The sequence below is a fragment of the Streptomyces sp. NPDC048278 genome, assembly GCF_040652195.1.
Classification (GTDB): Bacteria; Actinomycetota; Actinomycetes; order Streptomycetales; family Streptomycetaceae; genus Streptomyces.
Window position 1 is genome coordinate 22,966 of the sequence record NZ_JBEZLP010000013.1, and the last position, 12,053, is coordinate 35,018.

General features: G+C 72.8%; 11 protein-coding genes. 5 read left to right on the forward strand and 6 right to left on the reverse strand.

The genetic code is table 11. The features are described 5' to 3' along the window. Positions 1–30: 30 nt before the first annotated feature. From AB0D74_RS23020 to AB0D74_RS23030, 3 genes are all read right to left on the reverse strand, one after another. A complete protein-coding gene (locus tag AB0D74_RS23020; protein WP_362589948.1) occupies positions 31–876 on the reverse strand; it encodes a hypothetical protein in 846 nt (281 codons plus the stop codon). Next, positions 876–2,138: a VWA domain-containing protein gene (locus AB0D74_RS23025; protein WP_362589951.1), complete on the reverse strand. Its 1,263-nt coding sequence runs from the start codon at positions 2,136–2,138 to the stop codon at positions 876–878. The genes AB0D74_RS23020 and AB0D74_RS23025 overlap by 1 nt, the downstream gene beginning before the upstream one ends. Before the next feature lie 74 nt (positions 2,139–2,212). Then, on the reverse strand, positions 2,213–3,718 hold the full coding sequence (locus AB0D74_RS23030) for an IucA/IucC family siderophore biosynthesis protein (protein WP_362589954.1): 1,506 nt from the start codon (positions 3,716–3,718) through the stop codon (positions 2,213–2,215). Between the two features lie 111 nt (positions 3,719–3,829). Here AB0D74_RS23030 and AB0D74_RS23035 point away from each other — a divergent pair, with 111 nt between their 5' ends. The 3 genes from AB0D74_RS23035 (at position 3,830) to AB0D74_RS23045 (ending at position 6,609) form a co-directional block, all read left to right on the forward strand. Then, positions 3,830–5,341, forward strand: coding sequence for an IucA/IucC family protein (locus tag AB0D74_RS23035; RefSeq protein ID WP_362589957.1), 1,512 nt, complete (start codon positions 3,830–3,832; stop codon positions 5,339–5,341). Between the two features lie 78 nt (positions 5,342–5,419). Continuing rightward, positions 5,420–6,325: a HipA family kinase gene (locus AB0D74_RS23040; protein WP_362589959.1), complete on the forward strand. Its 906-nt coding sequence runs from the start codon at positions 5,420–5,422 to the stop codon at positions 6,323–6,325. Beyond that, complete coding sequence (locus AB0D74_RS23045; RefSeq protein WP_362589961.1) at positions 6,322–6,609, forward strand: Rdx family protein; 288 nt, start codon at positions 6,322–6,324, stop codon at positions 6,607–6,609. Before AB0D74_RS23040 ends, AB0D74_RS23045 begins: the two co-directional genes overlap by 4 nt. 16 nt (positions 6,610–6,625) lie before the next feature. On the opposite strand, the gene aceB is transcribed toward AB0D74_RS23045, so the two are convergent. Together aceB and AB0D74_RS23055 are read right to left on the reverse strand one after the other, a co-directional pair. Next, positions 6,626–8,251, reverse strand: a complete 1,626-nt coding sequence (gene aceB, locus AB0D74_RS23050) for a malate synthase A (protein ID WP_362589964.1) — start codon at positions 8,249–8,251, stop codon at positions 6,626–6,628. Positions 8,252–8,435: 184 nt separating this feature from the next. Then, positions 8,436–9,035, reverse strand: a complete 600-nt coding sequence (locus AB0D74_RS23055; protein WP_362589967.1) for a nucleotidyltransferase family protein — start codon at positions 9,033–9,035, stop codon at positions 8,436–8,438. Positions 9,036–9,191: 156 nt separating this feature from the next. Between AB0D74_RS23055 and AB0D74_RS23060 the strand changes: the two genes are divergently transcribed. Further along, positions 9,192–9,506 (forward strand): DUF5955 family protein, encoded by a 315-nt coding sequence (locus tag AB0D74_RS23060; RefSeq protein ID WP_362589970.1) that lies wholly within the window; start codon positions 9,192–9,194, stop codon positions 9,504–9,506. Between the two features lie 110 nt (positions 9,507–9,616). On the opposite strand, the gene AB0D74_RS23065 is transcribed toward AB0D74_RS23060, so the two are convergent. Continuing rightward, on the reverse strand, positions 9,617–10,405 hold the full coding sequence (locus tag AB0D74_RS23065) for an IclR family transcriptional regulator (RefSeq protein WP_362589973.1): 789 nt from the start codon (positions 10,403–10,405) through the stop codon (positions 9,617–9,619). Between the two features lie 273 nt (positions 10,406–10,678). Here AB0D74_RS23065 and allB point away from each other — a divergent pair, with 273 nt between their 5' ends. Further along, entirely contained in the window at positions 10,679–12,019 is a 1,341-nt protein-coding gene (gene allB / locus AB0D74_RS23070; RefSeq protein ID WP_362589975.1) for an allantoinase AllB, read from the forward strand. The last annotated feature ends 34 nt before the right edge of the window (positions 12,020–12,053 follow it).

A 12,053-nucleotide genomic window follows, 5' to 3' on the forward strand; every position in this document is an offset into this window, starting at 1 on the left:
CGGGGCCCAGTCGCCGGGTTCTCTACAGGGTCACGCGCCCGGCGGCACCCGCGACGGGCGTCCGGACCCCCGGGTCAGCGCGTACCCGCCGATCCCCGCCAGCGCGGCCAGCACGCCGCCGATCCCGGTCCACACCCAGCGGTCGCTCCACCAGCCGGAGGACCAGCCGCCGTCGGGCTCGATGCTGGACAGCACCGCCGACTTCGTGGACGAGGAACTGTCGGCGGACGAGGAACTGTCGGACGAGGAACTGCTGTCGTCCGACGCGGACTTGACCGCTATCCCCGGCACCAGCGGCTCGGCCAGCGAGCCGTCCACCGCCGCCGAGCCGCCGATGTCCTTGGAGTCCACCTTCACCTCGGCGCTCACCGGCTGGCCGAGGTCGGCCGAGGTCAGGTCGACCACGGTCAGCCGGATGTAGTACGTGCCGGGCAGCGGGTCGTCGGCCCACGGCTCCGACCAGGCACGCACGGTCCGCATGACACAGGCCAGCTCCACCGACGTGGCGCCCTGGGCGGCCGTGCGGGTCTGCGCGCCGTACTGGCAGGCCTGCCGGCGCCGCAGACCGTCGTACACGTCGAGCTGCCAGGTCTGTCCGGCGTGCGCGTCGGGCAGCTTCACCGTCGCCTTGACGTCGGGGCGCTGGCCGGCGTCGGCCGGGAAGGACCAGTACAGGTAGTCGCCGGTGGAGCCGCTGGCCGTCGCCTGCTGCCCCTGGTCGATCTCGGCCGCCGTACGGAAGGACGTGCCCGCCTGGGTGGGCGCGCCGCCGTCCGCCGAGGCGCTCGGCGAGGGGGAGGCGTCGTCGGCGACCGCCGGGGCCGCCGCCAGGCCCACCGCCAGCAGGGCGGTGCTCAACACTCGTGTGATCGACATCAGTTGGTCCTCCAGACCGCGACCCGCCAGCGCGACACCCAGCCCCACACCAGACCCGCGAGGAAGCCGGTCAGCACCAGCGCGCCGAGCAGCCACCAGCCGCGGCCGAGACCGAAGGAGGCGACGTCGCTCGCCTTCGACGGCCCGTCCACCACGTCGACCGTCAGCTCGACCGGCAGACCGGGGCTGGTCTTCACCCCGGACGCGGCCGAGAAGGAGTTGGTCACCTGGAGGCAGACGGTCTCCGGGGTGGTGTCCTCGTCGTCGCTCTCCGCCTTCGGGTACCGCAGTCCGGTCGAGATGACGTCCGTACGCCCGAGGCCCGACGCCTCGCCGCGCACTATTTCCCGCCCGTGCACGGTCACCGCGCGCAGCAGCACCCCGTAGTCGGCGTTGACGGCCCGGTCGGCCGCGACGCTCACCGAGGCGCGCAGCTCCTGGCCCGGGTCGACGTCGACCTTGTACCAGCGCTGCTGCCCGAACTCCTCACGGTCGGTGTACAGCCCCGACTTCAGAGTGGGCGCGGACGAGCACTGGTCCGTCCCCTCGGTCGCCACCGGCGTGACCACGGGGTCCGCCGCCCGCTCCACCAACTGGCCGACGCGGTCGGTCAGTTCCTCCTTGTGCTGGACGGAGGTGTACGTGCCGCCGGTCGCGTCCGCGATGCAGCTGAGCTGGTCGCGGGTCTTGGCGTCCGGCACCAGGCCGAGGGTGTCGATGGTCAGCCCGACGCCCTTGGCGGCGATCTCGCGGGCCACCTCGCACGGGTCCAGCGGCGGGCAGGTGTCCTCGCCGTCGCTGATCAGGACGATACGGCGGGTCCCGTCACCGCCCTGGAGGTCGTCGGCCGCCTTGAGCAGCGCGGGGCCGATCGGGGTCCAGCCGGTCGGCGAGAGCGTGGCGACGGCGGTCTTCGCCTCGGTGCGGTCCAGCGTGCCGACCGGGTAGAGCTGCGCGGTGTCCTTGCAGCCCTCCTTGCGGTCGTTGCCGCGGTAGTTGGCGCCCAGCGTGCGGATGCCGAGCTGGACCCCCTCGGGCGTCGCGTCCAGCACCTCGTTGAACGCCTGCTTGGCCGCGGCCATGCGCGTCCCGCCGTCGATGTCCGCCGTCCGCATGGAACCGCTGACGTCCAGCACGAGCTCCACCTTGGGAGCGGCCTGTTCGGTCTCGTCGGCGACCGCATGGCCGGGGAACGCGATCCCGGCCGCCAGGGCGGCGAGCAGAGCACAGACTCCTGCCGCCGGCCGATGTGTTCTGATCATCGGCGGATCCTATTGATCAAAGGCGCCGGGCTCCAAAACGAGGTCCGGAGCCCGAAACCGGAGTGACCCCCACGTCAACGCGGGACGGCGAGCGGGTTCGGCAGGGCCGTCCACTGGTCGCCGGGCACCTCCGGGGAGAGCCGCATCAGGGTCAACGCCTTGGCCGGCAGCGGACCTTCGAGGAGTGCTGCCAGGTCAGGAGTGGCGGGCAGGTGCGGTACGGCCGCCGCCAGGGCCGCCGCCAGGGCCGGTCCCGAACCCGCGGTGCCCGCGAGGGCGCCCCCGACCAGGGAGCCGAAGAGCTTGCGGCGCAGGGTCGCCTCGTCGTCCGTGACCAGGCGGCCCGTCAGGCCGGGCGGGGTGATGCCGTGGCCGCGGAGGCGGGCCGGGCTGAGCCGGATGTCGGCCAGGTCGCGGTAGACCAGGCGGAGTGGGGCGCCGGTCCCGGAGAGCACGACCAGGAGGTTCTGGCCGTGCGCCTCCAGGGCCACGCCCAGGTCCAGCAGCCGCAGCCCCACCGTCAGCGCGAGCCGGGTGAACTCCGCCAGCCAGGACGGCGATTCGGGCAGGCCGGTGCCGGGCAGGGCGGCCACCGGGAGGACCCGCTCGCCGGCCGCCGCGTACACCTCGGGCGACTCGCGCAGGAGCGCCGCGAGATCGGGGGAGTCGGCGGTCACCGCGCCCAGCGTGCGGGTGATGTGCAGGAGCCCGTCGGTGCGGGACGCCAGGTCCGTGGCGAACGCCGACAGCGTCATCGCCGCGCCGATCGAGTACGCCGAGATGTCCCGCACGGACGAGGTCAGCCGGGCACTGAGCGCCGTCTTCACGTGCGGTCCGCCGGGGAGCGCGAGCGTGCGCAGGGACATCAGCGGGTGCGCGTCCCGCCAGGGTACGGCGGAGCCGGACTTGAGGACATGGACCCGCTGCCAGGGGTGCACGGGAATCAACAGCCGCTCCCCGTCCCGGAGTTCGTCCGGCCAGTCGCCGGTCAGCAGGCAGTCCCCGGCCGCGACCGGAACCGTCTCCAGCCGGACGACCGCCCGGTGCTCCGGCCCGTACGCGAGCTGCTCCACCGCCGAGAAACCGGACCGGGAACGGCAGTTGGGGTGGAAGGGATGCCCGTCGACGACCCGCTGCTCCCACTCCCAGTCGCGGTCCGGCCACTCCTGCGACGGAGCCTCCCGGTCGGCCCGCGAGAGCGCCAACGACGCAGCGCTGTTCGCCAGTTCGGCCGCGAACCCGGCGGAGTGCGGCCACCCCAGGTCCGTCATCAGCCGCGCCGGATCGTCGTACGCCTCCCCGTCCAGACGTACCGCGGTCACGTACGCGTCCGTGGCGTACGGATCCGCCCGCGGCCCGTGCAGCGCCCGCCCGTCGGCCAGCCGCAGGGCGAGGCTGTGCGCCCCGCGCACCCGGCGCTCCACCCACGGCAGCGGCTCGTGCGCCAGCGCCCGCCACAGCCGGGTCAGCACCGCCGCCCGGGCGCCGGGCAGCTCGGCCCGGTACCGGTCGACGAGGTCCGGCCGCGCCTCGGCCAGCTCCGCGGCGAGCCGGGTCTCGATGGGGGAGGGACGGTGCACGGGAGGGCTCCTCGGGGACGGGTACGACGGTCATGATGACCGGTGACGAGCGACATACTGATCAGGAACGGACTGTGTGGACGTAGCGAACTGTGTGGACGTAGCGAACGAATGGAACGCGTGGATCTCATGACCCCCAGCGACGACGTCGGCGAACGCGCCGACGCCTACGCTGCCGCGCCCCTGCTCAACTGCCTGCTGCGGGAGGTGGCCCAACCGCTCCCGGACGCCGGGGAAGGGCCGTCGCGGGTCTACCGGCTGCCCGGCGGCGGACGGCTGCTGCGGGTGCGCGGCGAACGCCGGCCGACCGCGCCCGAGGTGTACGCGGACGGCACCTGGCACCGTCTCGGCCACCCCGAACTGGTGAAACTCGTCGCCGAGGAACTGCGCAGACACACCGGGCTGTCCAACGGCGACCTGCCGGCCGAGATGATCGACAGCCGGGACGCGGTCGCCGCGCTGCTCACGGCACGCGCCCGGGCGACGGCGCCCGACGACGCGTATCTGCGTTCGGAACAGTCCCTCATCACCGGCCATCCCTACCACCCCGCCCCCAAGGCGCGCGGCGGCGGCCCGGTCACCGCCTGGCTGCCGTACGCCCCCGAGGCGCACGCCCGGTTCCCGCTGGTGCTGCTCGCGGTCCGCGAGGACGAGATGGTGGAGGAGGGCGACACGGCCGCGCTGGACGCCCTGGCCGCGCCGGCCGCCGTACCGCAGGGCTACCGGCTGCTGCCCGCCCACCCCTGGCAGCTCGACCTGGTCGCCCGCGACCTCGCCCCCGCCTTCGCGGACGGACGGCTGCTGCGCCTCGCCGAGACCGCCTTCACGACCTGGCCGACCGCCGCGATCCGCACGGTGTACGAGCCGGAGCGGGACCTCTTCCTGAAGTTCAGCCTGGACGTCCGGATCACCAACGACATCCGTCGCCTCTGGGCCCACGACCTGCGCAGACTGCGCCGCACGGACGCCGCCGCGACCGCCGCGTTCACGGCGATGGACGGGCCCGCCGGCTGGCTCGGCGACCGCGGCTACCGCACCGCCCGGTTCGCCTTCGAGGAGCTCGCCGTGCTGGTCCGGGACGGGCTGCGGGACAAGCTGCTGCCGGGGGCCACCCCGCTGCTCGCCGCAGGCCTGGTGGAGGGCTTCGACGGCGACCCGCTGGCCGCGGCGGCGGACCCCGGCGCCTGGTGGGAGGCGTATCTGCGGGCCGTCGTACCCCCCGCCCTGACCGCCTTCGCCGAGCACGGCGTCGTTCTCGAAGCGCACCTCCAGAACACCCTGGTCGCCGTCGACGCCGCCGGCCTGCCGGTGCAGGCGCTGTACCGGGACGCCGAAGGGGTCAAGCTGCTGGCCGACGTGGACCGGGCCGCCGGGTGGGAGCGGCTGGTGTACTGCCTGGTCGTCAACCACCTGACCGAGGTCGCCGCCGCGCTCGCCGAACGGCACCCCGGGTTCGACCCGTGGCCGGCCGCACGCCGGGAGCTGGCCCGGCATCCGCTCCCGGAGGTGACCGACCTGCTGGCCTCCCCGACCCTGCCCGGCAAGACCAACCTCCTGCTGCGCTGGACCGGCGCGGACGGGGCCGACGCCCGCTACCTGCCGTTGCCGAACCCTCTGGCCTGACACCGGGGGGAACCGCGCCCCGCCACGCCCGGTTACGCTGGTCACTTCAGGTCCGAGGCCGGAGAACGAGGGGCGAGCATGCTGAGGGAGGTCACCGCCACCCGCTACGTCGCCCCCCTGCACTCCGGCGGATCCGTGCCCGGCATCGTCGAGGCCGACGATCTCGGCACCTACGTGGTGAAGTTCACCGGGTCCGCGCAGGGGCGCAAGGCGCTCGTCGCCGAGGTGATCGTGGGGGAACTGGCGCGGGCGCTCGGGCTGCGGTTCCCCGAGCTGGTCCTGGTCCACTTCGACCCCGCGATCGCCGGGGACGAGCCGCACCAGGAGGTCCGCGACCTGCACGCGGCCAGCGGCGGGGTGAACCTCGGGATGGACTTCCTGCCCGGTGCGGAGGACCTCACCCCCGAGATCGCCGAGGTCTTCCCGGTGGACCCGCTGGAGGCGGGCCGGATCGTCTGGCTGGACGCGCTCACCGTCAACGTCGACCGTACGGTGCACAGCTCCAACCTCATGGTCTGGCCGACCCTCGGCATCGCACCCCCGCGCCTGTGGCTCATCGACCACGGCGCCGCCCTCGTCTTCCACCACCGCTGGGACACCTCGGCCCCGGGGAAGGCGTACGACTTCCGCCATCACGCCCTGGGCCGGTACGGCCCCGACACCAGGGCCGCCGACGCCGTACTCGCGCCCAGGGTGACCGAGAAGCTGCTCCGGGACGTCCTCGCCGAGGTCCCGGACGCCTGGCTCACCGGCTTCGGCACACCCGACGAGATGCGCGAGACCTACGTCGGCTACCTGCTCGCCCGGGTGCGGGCCTCCGCCGAGTGGCTTCCCACCGACTTCCCGGGCCGCGACCAGCTCGCGGCCGAGGAGGCCGCCCGCGCGGCCAGGACCCGGCGGGGACGCCCGGCCTGGCTTCAGCGGGTACCCGACCTGCACGGCAAACCCGCGGCCCAACAGGATTGGTCGGTGCACCTCGGATGACTGACAGCCGACGCGTCGAGATCGAGTACTGCACCCAGTGCCGCTGGCTGCCGCGGGCGGCCTGGCTGGCGCAGGAGCTGCTGACCACCTTCGAGACCGAGCTGACGGAGCTGGCGCTGAAGCCGGGCAAGGGCGGGATCTTCGTCGTGCGCGTCGGTGACGAGGTGGTCTGGGACCGGCGCGAACAGGGGTTCCCGGAGCCGACGGCCGTGAAGCAGGCCGTACGCGACCGAGTGGCCCCGGGGAAGTCCCTGGGCCACTCGGACAAGGCTGCGCCGGACTAGGGGCTGTCCGGCGGGGTCAGCCGCGCAGCTGCTGGTACGCGGGCAGCGTCAGGAAGTCCGCGTAGTCCTCGTCGAGGGAGACGGTGAGCAGCAGGTCGTGGGCCTGCTGCCAGTGGCCGGCCGCGAAGGCCTCGTCGCCGGTCTCGGCGCGGATGGCGTCGAGTTCCTCGGCGGCGATCCTGCGGGCCAGCTCCGGCGTGGCCTTCTCGCCGTTCTCGAACTCGACACCGGCGTTGATCCACTGCCAGATCTGCGACCGCGAGATCTCCGCGGTGGCCGCGTCCTCCATGAGGTTGAAGATGGCCACCGCGCCGAGCCCGCGCAGCCAGGCCTCGATGTAACGGATGCCCACCTGAACGGCGTTGACCAGACCGGGGTAGGTCGGCTTCGCCTCCAGCGTGTCGACCGCGATCAGGTCGGCGGCCTCGACGTGGACGTCCTCGCGCAGCCGGTCCTTCTGGTTCGGCTTCTCGCCGAGGACCCGGTCGAAGGACTCCATGGCGATCGGGACCAGGTCCGGGTGGGCGACCCAGGAGCCGTCGAAACCGTCGTTCGCCTCGCGGTCCTTGTCGGCGCGCACCTTCTCGAAGGCCACCTTGTTGACCTCGGCGTCCCGGCGGGACGGGATGAAGGCCGCCATGCCGCCGATCGCGTGCGCGCCGCGCTTGTGGCAGGTGCGGACGAGGAGTTCGGTGTACGCCCGCATGAACGGGGCCGTCATGGTGACCGCGTTGCGGTCCGGGAGGACGAACCGGGGCCCGCCGTCACGGAAGTTCTTGATGATGGAGAAGAGGTAGTCCCAGCGGCCCGCGTTCAACCCCGAGGCGTGGTCGCGGAGTTCGTAGAGGATCTCCTCCATCTCGTACGCGGCGGTGATCGTCTCGATCAGCACGGTGGCGCGGACGGTGCCCTGCGGGATGCCGACGTAGTCCTGCGCGAAGACGAACACGTCGTTCCAGAGCCGGGCTTCGAGGTGCGACTCGGTCTTCGGGAGGTAGAAGTACGGTCCCTTGCCGAGGTCGAGCAGGCGCTGCGCGTTGTGGAAGAAGTAGAGCCCGAAGTCGACGAAGGCGCCGGGCACCTGCTCGCCGTCGACCACGACGTGCCGCTCGTTCAGGTGCCAGCCGCGCGGTCGCATGACGACGGTCGCCAGTTCCCCGTCCGGGCGCAGGGCGTACGACTTGCCGTTCGCCGGGTCCGTGAAGTCGATGTTCCGGCGGTAGGCGTCGATCAGGTTCAGCTGGCCCAGGACGACGTTCTCCCAGGTCGGGGCCGAGGCGTCCTCGAAGTCGGCGAGCCAGATCCGGGCGCCCGAGTTGAGGGCGTTGACGGTCATCTTGCGGTCGGTGGGACCGGTGATCTCGACCCGGCGGTCGTTCAGCGCCGCGGGGGAGGGGGCCACCCGCCAGGAGTCGTCCGCGCGGACCGCGGCGGTCTCCGGGAGGAAGTCCAGGGTCGAGGTGCGGGCGATCTCGGCGCGGCGCTCGGCACGGCGGGCGAGGAGTTCGGCGCGGCGCGGCGAGAACCGCCGGTGCAGCTCGGCCACGAAGGCGAGCGCCGCGTCGGTGAGGACCTCCTCCTGCCGGGGCAGGGGCTCGGCGTCGACGACGACGGCCGACGGAGACGGCGCTGGTGCGGACATGAGCTGTCACTTCCTTCAGCGGTGGCACCGGGTGCCAGGCGTTCCGGGTAGAGCGAAGCGGACCCGATCGGGGGTCGAGCGCTTCTGAACAGTGGATACTAGTTTCCTCATTGTGGAAGTTCAATGGTTTGTTGACGTCGAGATTCTTCGGGTCGAGCGAAGGTGGCGCTCAGTGCCACTCCGTTCACTCAAGGTGGCCCAGATCCGCTTCCGTGTCGATGTCGTACGGCTCGGCCACGTCCCCGCACTCGACGAGCGTGATCGCCTCCTCGTGGGCCTTGAGGTACGCGCGGGCGCCCCGGTCCCCGGTCGCGCTCGCCGCGATGCCCGCCCAGTGCGCCGAGCCGAACAGCACGGGATGCCCGCGCACCCCCTCGTAGGCCGCCGACACCAGGGAGTTCTCGTCCCGGCAGCCGCCGAGCACCCGGGCCACGGCCGCGCCCCCGATCCCCGGCTGGTCCACCAGCGACACCAGGGCGGCCCGCACGCCCGCCCCGGCGAGCGACTCCAGCCCCACCCGCAGCGAGGACCCCATGCCCTCGGCCCAGTCCGGGTTCTCCACGACCACGCAGCCGCCGAGCTCGGCCCGCTCCCGCACGTCGTCCGCGCGGGCCCCCAGGACCACGTGCACCGGCCCGCAGCCGCCCGCGCGCAGCACCCCGACCGCGTACTCCACCAGCGGCCGTCCCCGATGCGTCAGCAGCGCCTTGGGCCGGCCGCCGAGCCGTCTGCCGGCGCCGGCGGCCAGCAGCAGCCCCGCGATCCGGTCGTGCGTGTCCGTCATGGGTCCTGCATACCCGACACCGGGGTGGGCGGCCGGTTCCCCAGGGCTGAAATTCGGTCCGCGCTGTAGCGCTTCCCGTGGGAGAGGGCGTTTACTGACCCGCGTCCCCGGGCGCCCGACCACCGTTCAGGGGCACCTGGCGAGGGGGGGAGAGCTGTGTTGCGGAGCTTGGGACAGAGGCCAGTGACCGGCAGTGACGAGGATCCGAGAGTGACGGAACTACGCACGGCGGTCTCCCGGCTGCGCCGCGAACTGGCCGCACATCCGGCCGAGTTCCCGGACCGCGCGATAGCCGAGGACGAGCTGGCGGCCCTGGCGGCGATGGCGACGGGCGGCATCCCGGAGATCCCCCGGCTGCGCCGCTCCCTGTTACTGATCGCAGGAGCCATCGGCTCGATGAGCGCCCTGTCGCGAGGCCTGTCGGACGTACGCCAGGCAGTCGACCTCTTCGGCCAAACCCCCCGAACCTGACCGCTCCGAACCTGACCGCCCCGAGCTTGAGCGCCCCGAAGGGGTGCGGGGAACTGCGCGACCAGCCACACACGGCCCGCACCCGCCGACGGTGAAGCGGTCCCTGCCCCTCAGGCGCCCGAACTCGCCAACGCCCGGGACAACTCCACAGCCACCTGCTGCAGCACCGGCACGATCGTCTCGACCGCCGCCTCCGTCACCCGTCCCGCGGGCCCGGAGATCGAAATGGCCGCCGCCGTCGGCGAGTCCGGCACGGACACCGCCAGGCACCGCACCCCCACCTCCTGCTCGTTGTCGTCCACGGCGTACCCGAGCTGCCGCACCTCCGCCAGGGCGGCCAGGAAACCCTCCGGAGTGGTGATCGTCTTCTCGGTCGCCGCCGGCATCCCCGTCCGCCCCAGCAGCGCCCGCACCTCGGCATCCGGCACGTTCGCCAGCAACGCCTTCCCCACCCCCGTGGAGTGCGGCAGCACCCGCCGCCCCACCTCGGTGAACATCCTCATCGAGTGCTTCGACGGCACCTGCGCCACGTACACGATCTCGTCCCCGTCGAGCAGCGCCATGTTCGCCGTCTCCCCGGTCTCCTCCACCAGCCGCGCCAGGTACGGCCGCGCCCAGGTGCCGAGCAGCCGGGACGCCGACTCGCCGAGCCGGATCAGCCGGGGGCCGAGCGCGTACCGGCGGTTCGGCTGCTGGCGCACATAGCCGCAGGCGACCAGCGTCCGCATCAGCCGGTGGATCGTCGGCAACGGCAGCCCGCTGCTCGCGGACAGCTCGCTGAGGCCCACCTCGCCGCCCGCGTCCGCCATCCGCTCCAGCAGATCGAAGGCGCGCTCGAGGGACTGGACGCCGCCGCCTGACTTGGCGGAGTCGGTGGTGCTGGCGCTGGACGTCGGCACGGCGCGTTCCTTTCGCACGGGCGGGAAGGGCTGAAGCCTACCCGGCGGTCGGTTGACGCCCCGGTCGTAGGTGGCTACGTTCTGCTCACCGGAATTGTAATTCCGCTCTGTGGAAACGTCCAGAGTGTGGCGTCCGTGGGGCCCTGGCGAGCAGTGTGCCCTTGACGGCGCGGAGGCGGGAGTGAAGACTCCTTCAACAGAACGTTGAATTCCGTTGCGTGGGTGTAAATCCCGTTTCGCGGAAGTAAAACGGCGGCAGAGAGAGGGGTCCGGGTGTCCGACGCTGAACTGGTGCTGCGCTCGACGCGCGTCATCACCCCGGAGGGGACACGGGCCGCCTCGGTCGCCGTGTCCGCCGGGACGATCACGGCCGTACTGCCCCACGACGCCCCCGTCCCGGCGGGCGCCCGCCTGGAGGACTTCGGCGACGACGTCCTGCTGCCCGGCCTGGTCGACACCCATGTGCATGTGAACGACCCGGGCCGCACCGAGTGGGAGGGCTTCTGGACCGCCACCCGCGCGGCGGCGGCCGGCGGCATCACCACCCTGGTCGACATGCCGCTCAACTCCCTCCCGCCGACCACGACGGTCGAGAACCTCCGCGTCAAACGGCAGGTCGCCGCCGACAAGGCACACATCGACGTGGGCTTCTGGGGCGGCGCGCTGCCCGACAACGTCAAGGACCTGCGCCCGCTGCACGAGGCCGGGGTCTTCGGCTTCAAGGCGTTCCTGTCGCCGTCCGGCGTGGACGAGTTCCCGCACCTCGACCAGGAGCAGCTGGCCCGGTCGCTGGCTGAGATCGCCTCCTTCGACGGCCTGCTGATCGTGCACGCCGAGGACCCGCACCACCTGGAGGCCGCCCCGCAGCACGGCGGCCCCAGGTACGCCGACTTCCTCGCCTCCCGCCCGCGCGACGCGGAGGACACGGCGATCGCCCAGCTGATCGCCCAGGCGAAACGGCTGCACGCGCGCGTGCACGTCCTGCACCTGTCCTCGTCCGACGCGCTGCCGCTGATCGCGGCGGCCAAGGCGGACGGCGTCCGCCTCACCGTCGAGACCTGCCCGCACTACCTCACCTTCACCGCCGAGGAGGTCCCGGACGGCGCCAGCGAGTTCAAGTGCTGCCCGCCCATCCGCGAGGCGGCCAACCAGGACCTGCTCTGGCAGGCACTGGCCGACGGCACTGTCGACTGCATTGTCACCGACCACTCGCCCTCCACCGCCGACCTGAAGACCAGCGACTTCGCGACCGCCTGGGGCGGCATCTCCGGCCTCCAGCTCAGCCTCGCCGCGGTGTGGACGGAGGCCCGCAGGCGCGGCCACGGTCTGGAGGACGTGGTCCGCTGGATGTCGGCCCGCACGGCAGCGCTGGTCGGCCTCGACGACCGCAAGGGCGCCATCGCGGCGGGCCGGGACGCCGACTTCGCCGTCCTCGCGCCCGACGAGACCTTCACCGTGGACCCGGCGGGCCTGCAACACCGCAACCGGGTCACCGCGTACGCGGGCAAGACCCTGTACGGGGTGGTGCGCTCCACCTGGCTGCGCGGCGAACGCATCGTCGCGGACGGCGAGTTCACGCCCCCGCGGGCCCGCCTCCTCACTCGTACCCCCTGACCGCCCGCTCCTCCCGCACCCGCAGCGGCCGACA